Annotated in this window: 21 protein-coding genes and 1 riboswitch; of the genes, 18 read left to right on the top strand and 3 right to left on the bottom strand. The window is 42.6% G+C overall.

Annotated features, from left to right (window positions below; translation table 11 throughout):
* Positions 1-32 precede the first annotated feature (32 nt).
* The 11 genes from NSS77_RS04395 to NSS77_RS04345 all read left to right on the top strand — a co-directional run bounded on the left by NSS77_RS04395 (position 33) and on the right by NSS77_RS04345 (position 10,718).
* On the top strand, positions 33-1,763 hold the full coding sequence (locus tag NSS77_RS04395) for an ABC transporter ATP-binding protein (protein WP_342470558.1): 1,731 nt from the start codon (positions 33-35) through the stop codon (positions 1,761-1,763).
* Positions 1,763-3,586 (top strand): ABC transporter ATP-binding protein, encoded by a 1,824-nt coding sequence (locus tag NSS77_RS04390; protein ID WP_342471193.1) that lies wholly within the window; start codon positions 1,763-1,765, stop codon positions 3,584-3,586. The genes NSS77_RS04395 and NSS77_RS04390 overlap by 1 nt, the downstream gene beginning before the upstream one ends.
* 143 nt (positions 3,587-3,729) lie before the next feature.
* Complete coding sequence (locus tag NSS77_RS04385; RefSeq protein WP_342470556.1) at positions 3,730-4,605, top strand: GNAT family N-acetyltransferase; 876 nt, start codon at positions 3,730-3,732, stop codon at positions 4,603-4,605.
* A 145-nt stretch (positions 4,606-4,750) separates the two neighbouring features.
* Positions 4,751-5,662, top strand: a complete 912-nt coding sequence (locus tag NSS77_RS04380) for a 1,4-dihydroxy-2-naphthoate polyprenyltransferase (protein ID WP_208650905.1) — start codon at positions 4,751-4,753, stop codon at positions 5,660-5,662.
* Positions 5,663-6,012: 350 nt separating this feature from the next.
* Positions 6,013-7,026: a methionine ABC transporter ATP-binding protein gene (locus NSS77_RS04375; protein ID WP_342470555.1), complete on the top strand. Its 1,014-nt coding sequence runs from the start codon at positions 6,013-6,015 to the stop codon at positions 7,024-7,026.
* Positions 7,016-7,690: a methionine ABC transporter permease gene (locus NSS77_RS04370; protein ID WP_342470553.1), complete on the top strand. Its 675-nt coding sequence runs from the start codon at positions 7,016-7,018 to the stop codon at positions 7,688-7,690. The genes NSS77_RS04375 and NSS77_RS04370 overlap by 11 nt, the downstream gene beginning before the upstream one ends.
* A gap of 19 nt (positions 7,691-7,709) precedes the next feature.
* Positions 7,710-8,552, top strand: a complete 843-nt coding sequence (locus NSS77_RS04365; RefSeq protein ID WP_245989572.1) for a MetQ/NlpA family ABC transporter substrate-binding protein — start codon at positions 7,710-7,712, stop codon at positions 8,550-8,552.
* Positions 8,553-9,019: 467 nt separating this feature from the next.
* A complete protein-coding gene (locus NSS77_RS04360) occupies positions 9,020-9,163 on the top strand; it encodes a hypothetical protein (protein WP_342469131.1) in 144 nt (47 codons plus the stop codon).
* A gap of 496 nt (positions 9,164-9,659) precedes the next feature.
* Positions 9,660-9,797: a hypothetical protein gene (locus NSS77_RS04355; RefSeq protein ID WP_342468482.1), complete on the top strand. Its 138-nt coding sequence runs from the start codon at positions 9,660-9,662 to the stop codon at positions 9,795-9,797.
* Positions 9,798-10,298: 501 nt separating this feature from the next.
* Positions 10,299-10,442, top strand: a complete 144-nt coding sequence (locus NSS77_RS04350; RefSeq protein ID WP_342470552.1) for a hypothetical protein — start codon at positions 10,299-10,301, stop codon at positions 10,440-10,442.
* Positions 10,443-10,562: 120 nt separating this feature from the next.
* The gene (locus tag NSS77_RS04345; protein ID WP_208650931.1) at positions 10,563-10,718 is read left to right on the top strand and encodes a hypothetical protein; all 156 of its coding nucleotides are present in this window, start codon (positions 10,563-10,565) and stop codon (positions 10,716-10,718) included.
* Between the two features lie 375 nt (positions 10,719-11,093).
* Here the strand turns inward: NSS77_RS04345 and NSS77_RS04340 are convergent, their stop codons facing one another.
* The 3 genes from NSS77_RS04340 to NSS77_RS04330 form a co-directional block, all read right to left on the bottom strand.
* Positions 11,094-12,029: an aldo/keto reductase gene (locus NSS77_RS04340; protein WP_208650930.1), complete on the bottom strand. Its 936-nt coding sequence runs from the start codon at positions 12,027-12,029 to the stop codon at positions 11,094-11,096.
* 182 nt (positions 12,030-12,211) lie between these two features.
* Positions 12,212-13,336 (bottom strand): IS4 family transposase, encoded by a 1,125-nt coding sequence (locus tag NSS77_RS04335; RefSeq protein WP_342468459.1) that lies wholly within the window; start codon positions 13,334-13,336, stop codon positions 12,212-12,214.
* Positions 13,337-14,146: 810 nt separating this feature from the next.
* Entirely contained in the window at positions 14,147-14,974 is an 828-nt protein-coding gene (locus NSS77_RS04330; RefSeq protein WP_342470551.1) for a serine protease, read from the bottom strand.
* 205 nt (positions 14,975-15,179) lie between these two features.
* On the opposite strand from NSS77_RS04330, the gene NSS77_RS04325 reads away from it, so the two are divergent.
* The 7 genes from NSS77_RS04325 (at position 15,180) to NSS77_RS04295 (ending at position 22,398) form a co-directional block, all read left to right on the top strand.
* Positions 15,180-16,871 (top strand): FAD-dependent oxidoreductase, encoded by a 1,692-nt coding sequence (locus NSS77_RS04325; RefSeq protein WP_342470550.1) that lies wholly within the window; start codon positions 15,180-15,182, stop codon positions 16,869-16,871.
* 80 nt (positions 16,872-16,951) lie between these two features.
* A riboswitch (guanidine-I (ykkC/yxkD leader) is annotated at positions 16,952-17,043 on the top strand.
* Between the two features lie 40 nt (positions 17,044-17,083).
* Positions 17,084-17,425, top strand: a complete 342-nt coding sequence (locus tag NSS77_RS04320) for an SMR family transporter (RefSeq protein ID WP_208650927.1) — start codon at positions 17,084-17,086, stop codon at positions 17,423-17,425.
* Entirely contained in the window at positions 17,425-17,742 is a 318-nt protein-coding gene (locus tag NSS77_RS04315; RefSeq protein WP_342471192.1) for a multidrug efflux SMR transporter, read from the top strand. Before NSS77_RS04320 ends, NSS77_RS04315 begins: the two co-directional genes overlap by 1 nt.
* A gap of 40 nt (positions 17,743-17,782) precedes the next feature.
* Positions 17,783-18,358, top strand: coding sequence for an RNA 2',3'-cyclic phosphodiesterase (thpR, locus tag NSS77_RS04310; protein ID WP_342470549.1), 576 nt, complete (start codon positions 17,783-17,785; stop codon positions 18,356-18,358).
* Positions 18,359-18,427: 69 nt separating this feature from the next.
* The gene (locus NSS77_RS04305) at positions 18,428-18,559 is read left to right on the top strand and encodes a hypothetical protein (RefSeq protein WP_281275674.1); all 132 of its coding nucleotides are present in this window, start codon (positions 18,428-18,430) and stop codon (positions 18,557-18,559) included.
* A 257-nt stretch (positions 18,560-18,816) separates the two neighbouring features.
* Positions 18,817-21,696 carry an S-layer homology domain-containing protein gene (locus NSS77_RS04300; RefSeq protein WP_342470548.1) on the top strand — a complete coding sequence of 960 codons (2,880 nt, stop codon included), beginning with the start codon at positions 18,817-18,819 and terminating at the stop codon, positions 21,694-21,696.
* Positions 21,697-22,260: 564 nt separating this feature from the next.
* Complete coding sequence (locus tag NSS77_RS04295) at positions 22,261-22,398, top strand: hypothetical protein (RefSeq protein ID WP_342470547.1); 138 nt, start codon at positions 22,261-22,263, stop codon at positions 22,396-22,398.
* Positions 22,399-22,590 lie beyond the last annotated feature (192 nt).

The following is a 22,590-nucleotide window of genomic DNA, read 5'->3' as shown; positions in this document are numbered from 1 at the left end:
GGGAGCAGAGTCTCTTGGAATGGGGTGTGTTTGTGAAAGTCGTTTTAGGTTATTTGAAGCCATATAAATGGTACGCCATTTTTGCACTTGTTCTTATGTTGGCGGAGCTGGCGGCGGAACTGGTGCAACCGTTGATCATTGCAAAAATCATCGACGACGGGATTGTATTGAAAGATTTCCATGTCATTTCCCTATGGGGATGCATATTGTTGGGAATTGCGTTCATCGCCTTTACCTGCGGGATTATCAATACATATTATTCATCTCATGCGGCCCAAAGTTTTGCTTTTGATTTGAGAAATGCATTGTTCAGCAAAATCCAATCTTTTTCCATGGCAACCTATTTGAAATATCCGACATCCAGTTTAATTACAAGGCTCACGAACGATGTGCAGCAAGTCCAAAGCATTTTATTTATGAGTTTGCGTATAATGCTTCGCGCACCTTTATCCGTCGTATTAAGCCTGATGATGGCCTTTTTCGTCAATGCCAAGATGGCGATGATGTTAATGATTGGCACACCGATTCTTGCCCTCTTTTTATATGTGATTGTGAAAAAGGGGAGTCAGCTCTTCAGCGAAGTGCAACGGCGCATGGACAAGCTGAACCGGGCATTGCAGGAAAGCTTGCAGGCCATTTATCTGGTGAAAGCTTTCATGAGAAATGCATATGAAATGGAGAAGTTCCATCGGGTCGCAGAAGATTTGAAAGTGGATACGATGAAAGCTCTTCGGACGATGGAATTGATGATGCCGGTTATGACCTTTGTGCTGAATGTCAGTTTATTGTCCGCCATCTGGTATGGAGCACGGGAAATAAGCATGAATCAGGCGCAAGTCGGGGAATTGGTGGCAGTGGTCAACTACGCTTTGCGGATTACGGGATACTTTGGCATGTTCGCCTTTATTTTGAACGGTTTTTCCCGCGCAAAAGCTTCCAGTGAACGGATGGCGGAAATATTGATCATGGAAGAGGGGCTTGAAAGAGACTGTGAACGTAATGGGAAGAGCGTTTCACAAGATGAAAATGACATGGTTCGATTTAATGGGGTGTCCTTCACCTACCCGAATACGGACAAGCCCGTTCTTCAAAATATCACTTTTGAAGTGAAGAAAGGTGAAAAGTTGGCGATTATGGGGGCGACCGGTTCAGGGAAATCCACGCTGCTCAGTTTAATTCCACGTTTTTATGACCCGACGGAAGGGGCGATCGAGGTCAGAGGGAAGAATATCAAAGACTGGCCGTTAAAGGAATTGCGCAGCATAATCGGCTATGTTCCGCAAAAATCACTGCTCTTCACCGGTTCCATTGAAGACAATGTGAAATGGGGGAGACGGGAAGCGGCATTTGATGAAGTGGTGGCTGCCACAAAGATGGCGCAAATTCATGATACCATTTCCGCTTTTCCGGAAGGATACGGCACCATGGTTGGACAGAAGGGCGTCAATTTATCCGGTGGTCAAAAGCAACGGTTATCCATTGCAAGGGCGTTGATCCGGAAACCGCAAATCTCAATTTTGGACGATAGCGCAAGTGCGTTGGATGTGAAAACGGAAGCGGCGCTATGGGAGGCGCTTAAAGGTACGGAGGCCACAATGCTCGTTGTGACACAGAAAATCCATACAGCCAAAGGGGCGGATTGCATTGTATTGTTGGATGAAGGGGAAATGGCTGCCATTGGAACCCATGAGGAATTAATGAAAACGAGCAGGCTGTATCAGCAAATCGTAGGCTCCCAGGAGGAACAGGTGGGTGATGAATGATGGACATTTTAAAGAAACCATTTGGCTATGAACCGGCTTTGACAAAGGCAGATTTGAAAAATGCGGGTAAAAAGAAAGGCCCCCGGGCAAGCGATTGGAAGAAAACGCTCCTCCGCATATGGCAACTCGTCGATGAACAGAGGGGATTATTGATTGTCGTTTTCATCATGGTCATCATCAGTTCACTTGCGGGTTTGCTGGGTCCTTATTTGATTGGCCGTATGATTGATAAATATATCATCCCCAAAGAATTTCAAGGGATGCTTCCGCTCATCCTCCAACTCATTGGCATCTATGTTGTCTATGCAGTGACGCTGTTTATGCAAAACTATTGGATGGTCGGCATTGCGCAAACGGTCGTTTACAAAATGAGAGCGGGCGCCTTCAATCATTTGCTGAAGCTTCCGGTATCTTATTTTGATAAAAGACAGCACGGCCAGATTATGAGCCGTCTGACAAACGATATTGAAACGGTGAGCACGACGCTGAACTCTTCGTTTATTCAAGTTTTTTCAAGTATTTTAACCCTTGCCGGCACCATTGTGGTCATGCTTTCTTTAAGCCCTCTATTGACGTTGATTACGATGATTGTCATTCCGCTCATGTATTTTGCTATGAGATGGATTACAAAAAGAACGGGAAAGTTGTTTAAAGAGCAACAAGCGGCCCTTGGCGATTTGAACGGGATGATTGAAGAAACGATTTCCGGCCAAAGCATTGTTAAGGCTTTTTCCCAGGAAGAGTTTGTGAAAAAGGAATTTTATGAAAAAAGTAAACGTTTGAAGAATGTCGGATTTTGGGCGCTAGTTTATTCCGGCTATATTCCAAAAGTCTTTAACTTTCTAAACAATATGAGCTTTGCCATTATTGCCGGCATCGGCGGAATTTTTGCCTATAATGGATGGGTGACGATTGGGACGATTGTGATTTTTACAGAATATGCCCGGCAGTTTACCCGCCCGTTAAATGAATTGGCAAACCAAATCAATACGGTATTGTCTGCCATAGCAGGGGCGGAACGGGTATTTTCCATTATGGATGAGAAAGTGGAAGATGACGGAGGGAATCTTCCCGAAAATTATCGAATTCGCGGAGAGGTAGAATTTCGACAAGTCTCTTTTCAATATGACAAATCCGACACTCTGCAAAATTTGAATTTTCATGTCACTCCAGGTCAAACGGTGGCGTTCGTTGGTCCAACCGGTGCCGGCAAAACGACAACGATGATGTTAATTGCCCGTCTTTATGATGCAACAAGCGGCGAAATATTGATTGATGGACATAATATTCGGGAATTTAAGCGTTCCACCCTTAGACGTCAAATGGCATTTGTGCTGCAAGATCCGTTTTTATTTGAAGCCACAGTCCGTGAAAACATCCGCTATGGAAGACTGGATGCAACGGATGAAGAAGTGGTGGAAGCGGCGAAAAAAGCCAATGCTCATGATTTCATTATGAAGTTGTCAAAAGGCTATGACACGGTATTAAAAGCGGATGGTAGTGAAATTTCCCAAGGACAAAAACAGCTGCTCTCCATTGCCCGTGCCTTTGTTGCGAATCCCGCGATATTGTTATTGGATGAAGCGACAAGCAGCATCGACACAGTGACGGAAAAGAAAATCCAAGAAGCCTTGGAAGAGCTGATGAAAGGACGCACAAGCTTCGTCATTGCCCATCGGTTGAACACGGTCCGTCATGCAGATATGGTGTTCGTCATGAGGGAAGGAAAAATAGCGGAGGCCGGCTCACAACAGGAGTTGATCGAAAAGAACGGGATTTATGCCAATATGCTAAAACAATCAAAGGGGCTGTCTCTTAAATGAGGCAGCTTTCTTATTATTGGGAAAGGGTGGAAGGGGAAAACCAGTGAATCACGTAATTTATGGGAATGTGGCTAAGCTTATTGCAGTGTGCGGGTGCTTTGTCTAAAATGTTTAAAGGATGATGAAATAGAACGGAGCACTTTATGATGAACATTGCTTTTATGACTGCCTCGTTGCCGATTGATGAAGAAACCTTTCAAGAAATTAAAAGTTTATCCGGATTCGGAATGGAAATTGACCATTTGGATTATTCCTATGCATTAAATTTATCTGTATTAAATAAACCCTTCAGCAAGGGCTTTTGTATCTTGGCATATGATGAAGTCACCAATCATTTGGTCGGCGTCATTACAGCGGTGGACAAGATTGGCCTGGATACTTATGAATGGTCAATGCTTGTGGATCCAATGTACAGAAAAACGGGTATAGAGGATGCATTGCTCAGCTTGTTATCGAAAGCGTTTAAAGACAGACAAGCGGTTGGCGAACTGGTGGCGCTGAATGAAAAAGACTTGTATGCAAGAAAGATCATCGAAAACTACGGATATACATACAGCTTTTCGGAAGCGACTTTTGAAGCGGCGGCGGAAGAAACGGAGATGAATCATTCCATACACATAAGACCCTATAATGAGTCGACCGACTTGGAGCCGCTCATTGAAATTTTCAGGGAAACTTTTGGGGATCTACGGGATGAAACAGTTGAATTGATTGAAATGAATACGAGTGTCCCGGGAAGAGTCATTTGGGTTGCGGAGTTGGATGGAGAAGTGGTTGGAACATTAACGACAGCAAAAGATGGAATGAGCCAATGGATCACTTCTTTGGCGGTTCATCCACTTCATCAGCGGAAAGGGGTTGCGACCGCTTTATTAGGATGGGCGAAAGATTTTGCGTATCAGAGCGGGGAACAACAGGTTCTGCTCGAAGTGGAAATGGAGAATGAAGAAGCATTATCGGTGTATTTAAAGGCAGGTTTTCAAAAACGGCTGCAAATTGATTTTTATGCTTATGGGTGAATCGCAAGTCCACTAAGAAAGTGGGCTTCTTTTCATGCCGGATTAATGGATTTTTTTCCACTGTGGGAGCGAAGGATCTGCAGAATTTGTTATAATGGTTTCTGAATTGGAATAGCAACATTTTCTGAAAAGGATGAAATCATTTATGGAAAAGGAAAAAGAGATCTCGTCATTAAAACTGATGTGGCAAATGACCCGCCCGCATACATTGACGGCCACTTTTGCACCGGTCATTTTGGGGACGGTCATGGCACTTTATGATGCGAAGATTGATTGGTTGCTGTTTTTGGCGATGATGGTTGCATGTCTCTGCCTCCAAATCGCAACCAATTTATTTAACGAATATTACGATTTCAAACGTGGTCTCGATACGGAAGAATCGGTGGGGATTGGCGGAGGAATCGTCCGCCATGGCTTGAAGCCGAAAAATGTATTGATGGTAGCGATTCTTTTATATGTGCTGGCTGCTATCATCGGTGTATACATTTGCGCCAATTCCAGCTGGTGGCTGGTAGCAATTGGTGCATTTGGCATGGCGGTAGGATATTTATATACGGGTGGCCCGCTGCCAATCGCTTATACCCCATTTGGAGAACTGTTTGCGGGGGCGTTGATGGGAACCGCATTCGTATTGATCGCGTATTTTATTCAAACCGGGGAAATTACGTCTCTTGCTTTTCTTCTTTCCATTCCATCCGGGATATTAGTCGGCGGCATCAATATGTCGAACAACATTCGGGATATTGAGGAAGATAAGCGGGGCGGCAGAAAAACGCTGGCCATTTTAATCGGACGGAAAAATGCGGTGCGGTTATTGGCGTTCGCCTTTGTCATCTCCTATCTTTGGATTATCGGATTAGTGGCGGCTGGAAGCATCAGCCCTTGGGCATTGGTGGTGTTCTTAAGTGTGAAAAAACCGGTGGATGCTATCAAAGGTTTCCAAAAAGGTGAGAAGGAACCGCAATTTATGAAAGTGGCCATGAAATCCACAGCCATGACGAATACGATTTTTTGCTTCTTATTATCGGCTGGATTGTTGGTCGGATATATCTTTTAATAGGATCGCTTCCTTTTGGGAGGCGGTTTTTTTTATTAATAATTTTTTTGGTAGTATTTCTAATAAATAAGGTTGGAACCTGGTTTTTATGTTTTCTTTTTTTAAAATTCTTAAATTCAAAATCATATTAATATATTGACAAAATAAACATAGGTGGGTAGTATCTAAATTATCAAATTCCTAATTACTTTATAACATTAATAGGATAAAGCGTTTTTCGTTCAGATATGGTCGACGCTTTAGTTTTATTTTATTCCAAAATCATAGTAAAACAATAAAAATAAAATGATATATTATTTTAATAATTTTTAATCAGGTTTTCTTCATCCTGGTTCAAAAGAGGGAGCTTTATGATCGAAATTCAGAATGTAACAAAGGAATATGATACAAAGAATGGCACTGTTGTTGGGGTGGACAATGTATCTTTGACCATACGGGAAGGAGAAATTTTCGGGATCGTCGGTTATTCAGGGGCAGGGAAAAGTTCCTTGCTCCGGTGCATCAATCTGCTGGAACGTCCAACAAAGGGAACGATTAAGGTGGATGGGGTGGATTTGACGAAATTAAAAGGAGAATCATTGCGTCGGGCAAGACTTAAAATTGGCATGATTTTTCAACATTTCTACCTCATCAGCCAAAAAACCGTTTTTGAAAATGTCGCTTTCGCTTTAAAAGCGGCAAAGGTTCCGAAAGATCAAATCAAACCGAGAGTGGAAGAACTGCTGGAAATGGTGGGGTTATCTGATAAAAAGGATGTTTATCCTGCGCAACTCAGTGGCGGCCAAAAACAAAGGGTGGCCATCGCCCGGGCTCTTGCCAATAATCCAACGGTACTGTTATGTGATGAGGCCACTTCTGCCCTCGATCCTAAGACAACCAAATCCATTTTAAAATTGTTGAAAAAAATCAATAAAGAATTGAACATTACAATCGTTTTGATCACCCATGAAATGGACGTCGTAAAAGAAATTTGCGATCGGATGGCGGTCATGGAGAAGGGAAGAATCATTGAAGAGGGCCGCGTTTATGATATTTTCGCAAGTCCGAAAGAGCAACTCACAAAAGAGTTTATCACCAGCGTTATTTCTTATGATATTCCAGAAGCCATTCTTCTAGAATGCACCGGAACGATCGTGAAAGTGACTTTCAAAGGGAAAGTGGCTGGAGAGGGTGTCATTTCGGATACGCTAAAAGTACACCAAGTAGACGGCAACTTCCTACATGGATCCATTGAATATATTCAAGATGAACCACTGGGCATTTTTATAATGGAGTTAAAAGGGGAAAAACAGGAAATTGAAAAAGCCTTAAGATATATCGAAAACCGTGCCGCTCAAGTGGAGGTGATCAATTATGGAATTTGATATTAATCATCTAACCGAGCTGATTCCGGAAATCAATACCGCTTTTTTTCAAACCATCTATATGATTTCCATCTCATTAATTGTAGCTGTAGTGATCGGGTTGCCTATCGGGGTGATTCTTTACATCACGGATAAAGGTTTGTTTATGGAGAATGGGATTATACATAACATTTTAGGTTTTATTGTGAATTTGATCCGTTCGATTCCTTTCCTCATTTTGCTTGTCGCGTTAATTCCATTTACTAATTTTCTTGTTGGGACAACGATTGGACCAACGGCAGCAAGCGTTTCATTATCGGTGGCGGCCATTCCCTTTTTTGCAAGAATTGTAGAAAGTGCATTAAGGGAAATTGATAAAGGGGTCATCGAAGCGGCCATTGCATCTGGAGCAACCCCTTGGATGATCATTTGGCATGTATTATTGTTGGAGTCCCGTTCCGGCATCATATCAGGTATAACCCTTACTTTAATCAGTTTGATTGGATTTTCGGCAATGGCCGGTACTGTCGGTGGAGGCGGTATAGGGGATTTGGCCATCCGCTTTGGTTATTACCGATATGACGATACGATCATGATTACAACTGTGTTGATTTTAATTATTTTGGTTCAAGTAATTCAATTTGCCGGTGATTTTATCGCCAAATTAGTTGATAAAAGAAAATAAAAAGAAAGGAAGAATGATTGTGAAAAAGTTTTTAGCAACATTTTTAGTCTTTTTAGTTGCAGTACTTCTTGTTGCATGCAACAGTAATTCAAGTGAAAAAAGTAAAGCAGATTCAACTTCATCAGAATCAAAAGAAATTAAAATTGGGGCAACAGCCGGACCATACAGCGATATGGTGAAAAAAGCCATTAAACCAGGTTTGGAAGAAAAAGGGTATAAAGTTGAGATTGTGGAATTCAGCGACTATATCCAACCAAATAAAGCATTAAATGAAGGATCTATTCAAGCAAACTTATTCCAACACACAATTTATCTTGAAAACTTTGAGAAAGAAAACAATATGGATTTGACAGCGTTAATTACGGTTCCAACTGCGCCAATGGGCATTTACTCAAACAAATATAAATCTTTGGATGAAGTGGAAGACGGGGCTACAATCACAATTCCAAACGACCCGACAAATGCTGCCCGCGCATTCAATACACTTCAAGATGAAGGGCTTATTAAAATTGATCCGAATGCAGATCCACTAAAAGTGTCTGAAAAAGACATCATTGAAAATCCGAAAAACTTGAAATTCCAACCATTAGAAGCAGGACAATTGCCACGTTCTGTGGATAGCGCCGATTTGGCAGCTGTACCAGGCAATTATGCGTTGGCAGCCAATATGAACTTGTTGGATGCGTTGGCGTTGGAAAACATGCTTGATCAATACCGCAATGTAGTGGCTGTGAAAGCGGAGGATGAAGATTCCCAACTTGCCAAAGATTTGATTGAAGTTGTTCAATCCGAAGAATTTGAAAAAGTAATTGATGCAGAGTTCGAAGGTTTTGGAAAACCTGAATGGATGAAAAATAGATAAGTTTGAATTGAGGCAGCTTTCTCTAATTGGAAGCTGCCTATTTTAGTGCGCCTGGCATGGGTGTAATCTATAGGGTGTAAGTCCCGAACTGTGAAGGCAGAAGTAACAGTTAGCTTAACGCAAGGGTGTCCGTGGTGACGCGGAATCTGAAGGAAGCGAGCGGCAAACTTCCGGTCTGAGGAACACGAACTTCATATAAGGCTAGGTATGATTGAGTGAGTTTGCGTAACAAAACAAAGCTCTTTCTGTCGAAGGTCATATCGAGTAAATGAGGCGGATAGATGGTGTGAAAGTGCATGTACTTACCCGGGGAGGTCTGGCGGATAGGTGAAATACTCTTCATAACCTACTTAGTGATCAGTAGCTGAACCGTCAGAAGTCAGCAGAGGTCATAGTATTAGTTGGTTTAGAACTACTAAGAAGGACCGAACAATGAAGAGAGAATAGCCCTTGGCATTCAGTGAGTCATGATGAACACAGAAAACGTAGTACCTCACTTGAGGAAGGAAGCGGTGAATCCCGTGGGAGACCTCTTGGAGGGTGGAGTGACCACTGGCATAAAGAGAACAGCTATTCACGGAAGTTATAAAAACTTGCGTCAATTATCTTAATTGAACCGCCGTATACGGAACCGTACGTACGGTGGTGTGAGAGGACGGGAGTTAATCGCTCCCTCCTACTCGATGTGCGCCCGGCATGTACATGAACTATAGGGTGTAAGTCCCGAACCCCGAAGACAGAAGTAGAGGTTAGCCAAGAGCAAGGGTGTCCGTGGTGACGCGGAATCTGAAGGAAGCTGGAGGCAAAACACCGGTCCGAGGAACACGAACCTCATATAAGGCTAGGTATGATTGAGTGAGTTTGCCTAACAAAACAAAGCTCTTTCTGTCGAAGGTCATATCGAGTAAATGAGGCGGATAGATGGTGTGAAAGTGCATGTACTTACCCGGGGAGGTCTGGCGGATAGGTGAAATACTCTTCATAACCTACTTAGTGATCAGTAGCTGAACCGTCAGAAGTCAGCAGAGGTCATCGTATTAGTTGGTTTAGAACTACTAAGAAGGACCGAACAATGAAGAGAGAATAGCCCTTGGCATTCAGTGAGTCATGATGAACACAGAAAACGTAGTACCTCACTTGAGGAAGGAAGCGGTGAATCCCGTGGGAGACCTCTTGGAGGGTGGAGTGACCACTGGCATAAAGAGAACAGCTATTCACGGAAGTTATAAAAACTTGCGTCAATGATCTTAATTGAACCGCCGTATACGGAACCGTACGTACGGTGGTGTGAGAGGACGGGAGTTAATCGCTCCCTCCTACTCGATTGCGCCTGGCATGGGTGTAATCTATAGGGTGTAAGTCCCGAACTGTGAAGGCAGAAGTAACAGTTAGCTTAACGCAAGGGTGTCCGTGGTGACGCGGAATCTGAAGGAAGCGAGCGGCAAACTTCCGGTCTGAGGAACACGAACTTCATATAAGGCTAGGTATGATTGAGTGAGTTTGCGTAACAAAACAAAGCTCTTTCTGTCGAAGGTCATATCGAGTAGATGAGGCGGATAGATGGTGTGAAAGTGCATGTACTTACCCGGGGAGGTCTGGCGGATAGGTGAAGTACGCTTCATAACCTACTTAGTGATCAGTAGCTGAACCGTCAGAAGTCAGCAGAGGTCATCGTATTAGTTGGTTTAGAACTACTAAGAAGGACCGAACAATTAAGAGAGAATAGCCCTTGGCATTCAGTGAGTCATGATGAACACAGAAAACGTAGTACCTCACTTGAGGAAGGAAGCGGTGAATCCCGTGGGAGACCTCTTGGAGGGTGGAGTGACCACTGGCATAAAGAGAACAGCTATTCACGGAAGTTATAAAAACTTGCGTCAATCATCTTAATTGAACCGCCGTATACGGAACCGTACGTACGGTGGTGTGAGAGGACGGGAGTTAATCGCTCCCTCCTACTCGATTTTGAAAAGTTGCCTTTTTTATAGTTGGGGTTTACGGAGTTTTTGATTGGCGGAAATGTTTGTGATATTGGCGGATTATTTTATGAAAATGGCGAATAAATGCGCAAGATTGGCGGATATCTCGCTGTGGAGAAACCTAAATAATTCGGATGGCGGATATATTTGGGATATTGGCGGATTATTTTATGAAAATGGCGAATAAATGTGCAAGATTGGCGGATATCCCGCTGTGGAGAAACCTAAATAATTCGGATGGCGGATATATTTGCGATATTGGCGGATTTTCTTATGAAAGTGGCGAATAAATGCGCAAGATTGGCGGATATCCCGCTGTGGAGAAACCTAAATAATTCGGATGGCGGATATATTTGCGATATTGGCGGATTTTCTTATGAAAGTGGCGAATAAATGCGCAAGATTGGCGGATATCCCACTTCGGACAATCCTAAATTTTTCGATTGGCGGATATGTTCACATATTTGACGGATATCTAGCCAAGATTGGCGGAAATCCCGCACAAAAAAAGAGAGCGGAGGGAAAACATATCGCTTTCTTCTTCCGCTCGGTTAGGAACGACTTAATCCAATTTAAACAACTCATCAATTGCTTGAATTTCCTCTTTGCTCAAAGACACATCGGCTGTTTTTAAATTGTTCAACACCTGCTCAGCCCGCTTTGCCCCTGGAATAATGGCCGTCACGGCTTCCTGTGCCAAATACCAGGCAAGGACGATATTGGCCACTTCCACATTTTTCGATTGGGCGATTGGGCGCAGCCGTTCCACTTTTTCCACGATTTGATCGTAAACCTCTTTTTGGAAGAACTGCGAATTTTTCCGGTATTCGGGAATTTCCGTGTCCTTTGTGTATTTCCCTGTAAGCAGCCCCGAAGCTAATGGGAAGTAGGGGATAAAGGCGATGTTGTGCTCAAGAACATACGGGAACAACTCTTTTTCCGCTTCCCGGTGAATCAGGTTATAGTGTCCCTGATAAACGTCCACATAGCTGTCTTGATTGGCTTCCTGCAATTGGGCCAAGGAAAAATTGGAAACGCCAATGGCCCGAATCTTTCCTTCATCCTTTAATTCCTTCAATGCGCCAATGGCTTCGTTTTTTGGCGTATGTTCATCAGGGAAATGGATATAGAGCAAGTCGATGTAGTCCGTTTTTAAGCGGCGCAAGCTTTTTTCCACTTCCGCCTTCAAAAAAGAAGGGGAATTGTCCATAACCCTTTGACCATTCACCATTTTTGGACCAACCTTCGTTGCAATGACCAACTCGCTTCGGTTGCCCAGCTCTTGGATGACTTCACCGATGAGCTCCTCGGAACGTCCCAATCCATATATGTAGGCCGTATCGATAAAGTTGATGCCATTTTCGATGGCAACGCGGACCACTTCTTTGCCTTCCGCTTCATCCAAATTTGGGTGAATATTGTGACCACCTACCGCATTTGCTCCTAAGCCGACCGGATGGACGTAAAGATTGGTTTTGCCTAAACGCACTTTCTCCATAAAATCATGCCCCCTTTGTTTATTAATTACTTTACTACACTAGTGTCGCATAAATAGTTTCTGAAATTTCAGTTTTTATTTTTTCTACGAAATAGAAAAAATTGAAAATACCTAAACAAAGGTAGTAAACATCCATTTTTTTACTATAACTTGTGACTAGTGCAACAACAACAAATAAACCCTTATGGGACGCTTTTTCCCTCAATTTTTCGTAACCAAATGTGAGCGGATTTCCATAAAGAGGCCTTTAAATAGCGAGTAATTTGTATGTAGCTTCGATTGCTATTTGTGTTCAACTGTGCTAACACATTTAGACAATATACAATCATCGCTAGATACACTTGGTTGTGTACGGCTTGTTCACTATGTCCATAAAACTTTTTGATGTTCAAATGCTGTTTCATCCATTTGAAGAACAATTCAATAGCCCAGCGTGATTTATAGATTTCTGCGATTTCATCCGCACTCATGTCGAAACGATTCGTCAGTAGATGCAGTTCGTTTCCTTTTGTATCAACCAATTTCAGTAAACGGAACGCATTCTCAGAACGATTTTGTGTAGTGCCAATGACCACCATTTCATCAGACAAAACAGATGAATTTTCTGGTAGTGAAAAGGTCTCCAATACACGGACTACAGCGTTTTTCCGTAAACGGGAAACAAAGAAATAGCCATCATCCGTCATACGATCAAAGCGCTCGTAGTCTAAGTAGCCCCGGTCGAACACATACAGGCATTCTTGATCGTCGATGAATATCTCTAATTGCCCTCGATCATGTTCAATGGCGTTCGTCAATGTGGCTTTGTCTGGGTAAGAGTACCCTTTTTCCATGAAAACAAGGCGCAAGTGCAACTTGACACCTGATTTTGTTTTTCGAAACGTTGCCCACGGATAGTTGGCTAAAGGAAGTGGTAATGTACTCGAATCAACGATTTTGAGTGGTGTTGTCACTTTTCTTCGCTTTTGAAAATGAGTTTTCTCATGAATTTGGACCACTAAATCAAGAAAAATGGTTTGAAAGAAAACAGTAGGAATCGAATTGATGCGTCTTCCTAACTGTGAAAAGCTAATCGATTCTAATCCCGTTGCACGTTGTAATTCTTCGGAGAAAACAGCGTCGCTCAATGCTCGCAAACTCTCTGTTTCATGAAGTTGAGCATATAAAAGGAGTTTCACAAAAGAAGCCATATAAAGCTTCTTGGTATAGCGATTTAATTGATGTGTTTTCACCAATTCCTTAAATAAGGAAGAATTAATGGGTGAAAACCATTGTTCAAATGATGTTTTTCGTGTAAACTTATCCATACATGTGTTCCTTTATTTTGGATTTGGATAGGTTTACTACCACCAAACCATTATAAAGGATTTTTTTATGGAAAAGTTTACTAACAGAATATTCTGTATTATCAATCGAATTGTGTTATTTTAATGCGACGGTAGTGACTTTACTAAAATTCAAAAAATTTACAAGTATATGAGTTTCTAAGGAAATTTCAAAGGAAAATGGTGTCGATAAACCCTTGAATAAACAGCGGTTGTCGAATATTTCGCTTATTTTGTAAGTCATTTGAAAGTGGCCATCAGATTGAAAGATTTTTTATAGGAGCATTCGGACATTTATTGTCAACTTTAGTTGACAATGGAGGCGCCTCAAAGTACGAATCTTGTAAAAAATGCATGGAATTTTGATGCTTTTTTCATATAACGAACGGTTCATTGCAAGATTTCCTAAATACATTAATAAAGCTCCAACAATGAAGAACATCCACTCTTTAAATATCAACCAAGGTTTACAAAATTAATTTGGTAGAGAAATCTCTGTGTCGAAAATAACAGATAGTAATTTTCCTATATAAAAATAACAATCTTCTAAAAAATGAACAGGCAAAAAATAAATTGAAAATCCTTATAAAAGGAGTTTAATTTTTAAAAGATATCAACCAAGTTTACAAAACAAATTGACTGCCAAAAGGATATGTCGAATATAGAAGCAAAACAAATTGTTATTTCAAAAAAACAATTAAATTCGGTGAAATAAATATTGACACTAAACTTTGTTATATCAAAAAATCAATTCTGTCGTATCGTTTCGAATCAATCTTAAAGCCTCTTCCATCAGGAGCCTGTTGTCGAATGGAGGGATGATGAATTGCTCATCCTTTCCTGCAAATATGCAACAGGGATAAAGAGCCCCACTTGGCCAAATTTTTCATGATCCAAAGTGGCGAAGATGATGCCGATTACTTTCCCGTCATCATTGATTACTGGGCTGCCGCTGTTTCCCCGATATACCGGCGCATCGATCATATATACTTCCTCTTCCCAATCCGCAAGCAAAACAGGTTCCAGCACATGCCCTTCATTGGCGATGCCCGTAAAGTAAAGGGGATTGCCGATGATATAAATGGATTCTTGTTGGAGATATTGATATTTTTCACTCAGCGTCAAATAGGACAGGTCTTTTCCATCCACCTGCAATAAGGCCAAGTCCACTTCGGGATACGTGGCCACAACCTCTCCTTTATATAAGCCATCATCAGGGAAACTGACCTTAATCGTGAGGGCGTCGTCAATGACATGTTCGTTTGTAACGATCAAACCGTTTTCCGAAATGGAAAATCCTGTACCCTTTCCGTCCTCTGTCGTTATTTGAACAACCGCTTTTTTATAAGATTGAATTTCTTTTTGGGATGACAGTCTTGCCGAAGTCTTCAGAAACTCAATGGCGGGGATGGAATAGATTTCAAAAATCACGGCAAAGGTGCTGAAGGCAAGGATAATGGCCATCAACAAAGCCATCAATTTCCTGAATCTGCGGGGTTTTTTTTCTTTTAGCCGATCTTCCCTCTCTTTTTCAAGCGCCTCCTTTTGCGCCTCCAATACAATTTCTAAGAATTCCTCTTCATTCATCGGTTCTTGCTCATGTTTTTCTTCATTGGCCATGTCACCACTCCTTTTAAGGTCCGCTCCTTATCTTGGGTATCCTTAATTTCATTCTCCGAAAAAAGATTCGTTGACAAAATACCTATATGGGTATATTTTTTAATTAAATAATTGAAAGTGAACAAAAGTCTTCGATGTTTTTGTTTCTCAGATTTGCCACAAGGCGATCATTACCTTTTAGGGTATAAAGGACAGGAGTGATTACATGAAAAAAGTGTTGATTGTTGGAGGCGTAGCAGGAGGAGCCAGTGCTGCCGCAAGAATTCGCCGGTTGGATGAACAGGCGCGAATCATCATGTTTGAAAAGGGGCCACACGTATCCTTTTCCAACTGTTCCTTGCCGTATTATTTGGGCGGGGTGGTAGCATCAAAAGAAAAATTGGTGCTAATGACGCCGGAGAGTTTTAAAACGAAGTACAATATCGAAGCCCGCGTCAATCAGGAAGTCATTCACATTCATCGGGATGAAAAAACGGTGGAAGTGAAAAATCTGGAAACGAATGAAGTGTATAAAGAAAGCTATGATGTTTTAATTTTATCACCTGGAGCGAGTCCAGTCGTCCCTCCGTTTGAAGGGGTGAATCTGCCGCATGTATTTACGGTGAGAAATGTGGTGGATATCGACCGCTTGCATCAATACGTGAGCCGGTCCAATGTGGAAAGCGTCGCAATCATTGGCGGAGGCTTTATAGGTGTCGAAGTGGCGGAAAATTTAAGGGAAGCGGGAAAAGAAGTCACATTGGTGGAATATGCTCCTCAAATCATGGCGCCATTTGATGAAGATATGGTGCAAATTCTTCATAAAGAAATGATGGATCATGGCGTTCAATTGATTGTCGGTGATGGGCTGAAAAAAATTACGGAACATTCCATAGAACTCAACTCCGGAAAACAAGTGGAGGCCCAAGCGGTGGTGCTGGCCATTGGAGTGAAGCCGGAAGTGGCGCTTGCCAAGGAAGCGGGGCTTGAAATTGGGGAGCTTGGAGGCATTAAAGTCAATGCCAATTATCAAACGTCCGACCCATCCATTTATGCCGTGGGGGATGCCATTGAAGTATATCATCGCTTGACCCGCAGACCGACAAGGCTCGCTTTGGCCGGACCGGCTGTCAGACAGGCGAGGGCGGCTGCGGACCATATTTATGGCCATAAGCAGGAAAATAAAGGGGTTATCGGTTCCTCTGTCGTAAAAATTTTCGATTTAAATTGCGCTGTAACCGGGTTAAATGAGCGGGCGGCAAAAGAGGCGAACATTCAATATGACAGTGTTTATATCATCGCGCCGGATAAAGTGGGAATCATGCCGGACAGCCATCCGCTCCATTTCAAATTGATTTTTGAAGTGCCGACGGGAAGAATCCTCGGGGCCCAGGCCATCGGAAAAGGAACTGCAGACAAACGCATCGATGTGATTGCCACATTAATTACGTTGGGCGGCACGCTGGAAGATTTGAAAGAGTTGGAATTGGCCTACTCCCCGATTTACAGCACGGCGCGGGATGTGGTGAATATCGCGGCTCTTGTGGGACTGAACATCTTACACGATGATTATAAACAAGTGCATGTTTCCGAAGTGCGCGGCTTGGTGGAGCAAGGGGCAACCTTCATTGATGTTCGTGAGAAGAACGAATTTGAACGGGGGCATTTGGTGAATGCCATCAACATCCCATTGAGCGAATTGCGGGAGCGGGTCGATGAAATTCCCCGCGACAAGCCGGTATACTTGCATTGCCGTTCCGGTCAGCGGAGTTACAATGCGGTGAAAATGTTGCAAAACTTAGGATTTGCAAATGTCTACAACGTTTCCGGTTCCTTCTTGGGCATTTCTTTATATGAATACTTCATAGATGTGACCACTGGCCGGGACAAAATCGTCACTGACTATAATTTCAAATGATCCGTTCACTGAACATGATTAAATCGCTTACCATTGAATCTTTCTTGCCTATATGGCAAAATGATATACAACCGAACACGGGAAACGTTTTCTAGGGTTCCGCTGCATTGCAGGACTGGTCCGAGAGAAAACGGCGCATTTGCGTACACGGAAGGATAAAAGCCTGGGAGATAAATCTATCTCTTTAGGCTTTTTTTATTGGAGGAATGGAAATGAACAAACATTGGATGACCGTTTATGTTGCCGCATTATTTGAAGTGCTGTGGGTGATCGGCCTTGCCCATGCGGATCGTTTCCTTGAATGGGCTGGAACAGTCTGCGCGATTTTCTTGAGCAATTACTTATTGATCCGGGCATCTCAATTTTTGCCCGCAGGAACGGTCTATTCGGTTTTTGTCGGATTAGGAAGCTTAGGGGCGGTCATTAGCGATATTGTATTCTTTGGAGAGCCTTTTCATCTGTTAAAGATATGCTTCATTTTGTTCATTATTGCAGGGGTTGTTGGGTTGCAGCTTTTGACGGATGAAGATGCCGGAAAGGGGGATGAAGAGTGATGGCATGGGGGGCGCTTATACTTGCCGGTTTATTTGAAACATTGGTAGTTGCGTCGATGAATCAATTTGCCGTCCGCCGCAGCTGGCAGCCGATTGCGTTATTCATCGGAAGTTTTGGAGGGAGCTTGGTTTTATTGCAATATGCCATGCAAACGATTCCGATGGGAACCGCCTATGCCGTTTGGACGGGAATCGGTGTTGTGGGGGGTACCCTGGTAGGTATAATCTTTTACAATGAATCAGGAAATTGGAAGAGAATATTGTGCATTTTTGCCATTCTTGTGGCGACAATTGGTTTAAAATTGTTGGAGGGGTAAATACTATAATGAGTTCATTCAAGAGGAACGGGGGATTGCGTTGTCAAAGCACCATTATTTTTTTGCAGTGAAATTGCCGAAAGAAGCGAAAGAATTTTTATATGAGTGGATTCAAGCGAGAAAAGGGGATTTTCCATTTGCACGCTGGGTTCATCCGGAAGATTACCATATAACTCTGGCTTTTTTGGGGTTTGCTGAAAAGGAGAAGCTGGAGCAAGCGATAGAGAAAGTGAAGCCCATTTTGGAAAAGGAAGTTTCATTCACATTAACATTGAATTCCATCGGCGTTTTCGGTCCACAAAAAGCTCCCCGCATTTTTTGGGCGGATGTGGAATCTTCAGAACAGCTCTTTTCCATTCAAAAAGAGGTTTATCAGCAATGTGTGGAGACGGGATTTCAATTGGATAAAAAACCTTTCCGCCCGCATATCACATTGGCGAGAAAATGGAATAGCGGGGATGCTTTTGACATAAAAACATTGATGCAGATTCGTGAGGAAAACGGAAATACTTTCTCTTTCAACGTGACGGAAGTCGTTCTTTATGAAACCCATTTGGATCGGACACCGAAGTATGTTGAGTATGCAAATTTTCCTCTGGCCGTCCCGGGAGCCTGATTTCAATTCATAAGCTTGCCCCCTTTGAAATAGGATAGGGATAAGAAAGGCGAAGGGGCTGCAAATGAAATGAGACAAGCATGTATCTATTTCATTCTTTTATTTATACTTGCGTTCTTTTTTATCTATGATCGGGAACCGCTGCAATCCGTTCAGTTTTCCATCATCATGTCCGGGTTGTTATTGTTGATTCGAAGATGATCTAAGGGCTTTCTCACAAAAGCGAATCTGCTTATTAAAGGAAATAGAATATGTTTTGAAAAATTCAGAAATTATTTAGGAAAATTATTGAAAAAATCTCCCACCTGTTGTTTCGGAGTGTTAGTATAAAAACAAAACTCCTGGCGAGAGGAATTCAGTCAACTTCCGGTCTGTGGAAGTGATGTACTTCACTTCAATCAAACCACTGGATGGAAAGTGGCGGATCGTTCATGAAACACAAAAGGGGGAGATTAAGAATGAAAAAAATAGGGGCCATAGCAAGCGCGGTCTTAATCGCTTCTACAATTACGCCGGCAGTTTACGCGGAAAACAACGTTGCTTCAGAAAGCGCCAAATTTAAAGATGTTCAACTGTATAAAGAAGACATCAATTTTTTAGCTGAAAAAGGATTAATCAAAGGCTACCCTGACGGAACATTCAAACCCAACAATCCGATTACAAGATACCAAGCAATCAACATTCTACTGCGGGAAATAAAACCGGATGTGACGAATATTCCCGACGTTCAATATAAAGATGTGAAAAAAGGGGACTACGGTTACGAAGAGATTGCTTTAGCAACCGCATTGGGCATTGTTTCGGGGAAACCGGATGGCACTTTTGATGTTTCGGGCAATTTGACCCGTGCGCAATTGGCAAAAATGTTGGTCGAAACCTATAAAATTCCATTGAACGAAAAGAAAAAAGTATCATTCAAAGATGTTGATGACAAAGATTGGTATTCAAAATACGTCCATATTTTAGCTTCCCATGGAATTATTACAGGGTATGAAGACAAAACCTTTAAACCGAACAATAAAATATCGAGGGCACATTTAGCCTTAATCCTGAGCCGTTTTTTGAAAAACAAGGATAAAATATTGAGCAATGCAGATACAGATGGTGATGGTTTAACGGACCGGGAAGAATTGATTTTGCTGACGGATCCCAAAAAGAAAGACACTGACGGGGACGGGTTGGATGACTATTTTGAGTATGTGAGCAATGTGTATTCTCCGACAATGGCGGATACAGATGGCGATGGAATAAAGGATGGAGATGAGGATGCAGATTCGGATGGACTTTCGAATTTGCAGGAATTGGCGATAGGGACATCCCCTTATTTGAAAGATACCGATGGAGACTCTCTGCCTGATGGACAAGAAGTCGCAAACGGTACAAACCCATTGGCCGATGATACGGACCGTGATGGTTTGTTGGATTCGGAGGAAGGCAGATTCAATTTCAATCCCCGCAATCGGGATACTGATGGAGACGGGATTCTTGATGGGGATGAAGTGATCCAATGGGAAACAGCGGCTCCAGCCTATTTGAAAGGTGAACCGGCCTATCCGACTGTCACGATGAAAAGCAGGGCGAAAGATGCATTTTTTACGGAAATCCAACCGATTTCAACCGCCCATCCACTCTTAAATGACAGCATTCCCGGCCTGATCGGCAACGCATATTCTTTCAACACCGTCACTGATTTTGATTCTGCCAAAATCAAATTCCATTATGGCAATTCCGTTTCAAACAATGATTTCCAACCGGCCATTTTTTACTATAACGAGAAAAAACAGGCTTTAGAAAAGGTGCCAAACCAAATGCGTGATCCGCAAACCAATACCGTTGAAGCGGCGGTGGACCGTTTCGGCGTTTATGTGTTGATTGATGGCACTGTATGGGATCAGGCTTGGAAAGAAGCGCCCGGCATGTCAAACAAGGAACGGGCCCGTTCATCAGGTGATCTGGATAACCCAATCCACTTTACCTCTTCACTGTCCGTTGTCCCGGCAGATGTTGATCAAGCGGGATCAAAAACAATAGCCGCTGCAGAAGATTCCGAGCTGTTCACAAAAGATTCCGATCGTGACGGCATTCCCGACTATTATGAAACGAACGGGTTGATCATCGGAACGGGCAGCCTCATTAAAACGGATCCAAATAACCCAGATACAGATCAGGACGGAATCTTGGATGGAGATGAAATCAAATTCGAACAAGACAAGGAATATGCGGTGCTCATTTCAGATCCGAATAAAAAAGATTCCGATGGAGATGGGATTTCAGATGCCGATGAAAAACCGGCTGAAAGATTGGTTTATAACGTGACGGATGAAGCCTTGGCGGTATTTTCGGATTTGGCCTATTTGGATGTTGCCGGTATGTCAAATTCCACGGAACAGGCGCAAGGTTTGTTCGACTTCTCCAATAAAGATGTTCCGCCAATACCGCTTTCGAAAGAATCCATACAGAATGCCATCCGTTTGAAACAGAAAGCTTATTTAGTGAAAAATTGGGAGATCATTGGGTTTGAAACAGACGCAATTAGCGGACATAGCGGGGTTGTGTTCCGCAATTCCTATTCCAATGACATCGTAATAGCAGAACGCGGTGCAGCCGATTTGGCGGGAATCATAAATAATCTGGACGTACTTTTGACTGGCGATATTCCTCAGTTGGATCATGCGTTGGCGTTGGCAAGAAAAGCGATCGCCAACAATTTGTACAGCGATATTTACGTGACGGGCCATTCATTGGGCGGATTTAACGCACAAGTGATTTCCTATCATTTGATCAATGATTCATTAGCGAAAAATCAATTCCTTTCATCTAAAACAGCGAAAGCCATTCAAAAAGCCGTATTCGAACATTATCAAAGAACGGTGACATTCAACTCTGTTCCGCTTTTTAATAAAGATTCTTTGCGCCAATTGGGAATTGATCTGGATGTTTACACAAATCCGGAAATTCCAAAAGAAGAGATAGGAAAGAAAAAATACGAAGCGTATATTACAAATTACCAATTAAGCTACGACATCCTTACGATTTTGGGCAAATATTCAAAGTCCGGATATCTTGGAAAAACCGTCATGTTCAATTATCCAAAACAGGCACCGAAAACAGTGCAAAACGCGCCATTTGAAGCCCTTAAAACAATGATACAGGAGTATGGGAAATCCGCATCCGGCGGGGAGCCGAGCAACCCATTGGAATTGAAAAGATTCATCATTAATTTTTATCTGTGGTTTTCCATCAATGGACAGGAACAGTATAAAAAATTGGTCAACGAAGAGTTGGGGCAAGCAATGGAGGCGCACGGCATCAGAAATTTCGATCAGTACGATTTTTAAAATCATTGCCGATGTAATCTTTCATCTGGATGATCGCCAGGACAGTCGGGGAGTATCAATACAATAAAAGGCGACGTGCGGATTGCAGGACGTTCTAACAAAACCAAGAAATGTTGAAAAAACATTTTCTTGGTTTTTATTAGTGCGCCTGGCATGGGTGTAATCTATAGGGTGTAAGTCCCGAACTGTGAAGGCAGAAGTAACAGTTAGCTTAACGCAAGGGTGTCCGTGGTGACGCGGAATCTGAAGGAAGCGAGCGGCAAACTTCCGGTCTGAGGAACACGAACCTCATATAAGGCTAGGTATGATTGGATGAGTTTGCCTAACAAAACAAAGTCCTTTCTGCCAAAGGGGGTACAGAGTAAATGAAGCAGATAGATGGAAGGAAAGATTACATTCTTACCCAGGGAGGTCTGACGGATAAGTGAAGTACTTTTCATAACCTACTTAGCGATAGGTAGCTGAACCGTCAGAAGTCAGCAGAGGTCATCGTATTAGTTGGTTTAGAACCACTAAGAAGGACTGAACAATGAAGAGAGAATAGCCCTTGGCATTCAGTGAGTCATGAGGAACACAGAAAACGTAGTACCTCACTTGAGGAAGGAAGCGGTGAATCCCGTGGGAGACCTCTTGGAGGTTGGAGTGACGACTGGCATAAGAAGACAAGCTATTCACGGAAGTTATGAAAACTTGCGTCAATGATCTTAATTGAACCGCCGTATACGGAACCGTACGTACGGTGGTGTGAGAGGACGGGAGTTAATCGCTCCCTCCTACTCGATTTCTTGCTTACCCTCTATTCGTTTTTTGGTGCAGAAAATCGATAGTAAATAATCGGTGAACCGTCTGCTCTTTTATATCTCAAACCGTTTAAGAATTTTTTATTATAACTGT

It is taken from the genome of Ureibacillus sp. FSL K6-3587 (genome assembly GCF_038593165.1).
Lineage (GTDB): Bacteria > Bacillota > Bacilli > Bacillales_A > Planococcaceae > Ureibacillus > Ureibacillus suwonensis.
The sequence above is the reverse complement of the archived record's forward strand: the minus strand, read 5'-3'. Positions and strand labels throughout refer to the sequence as shown.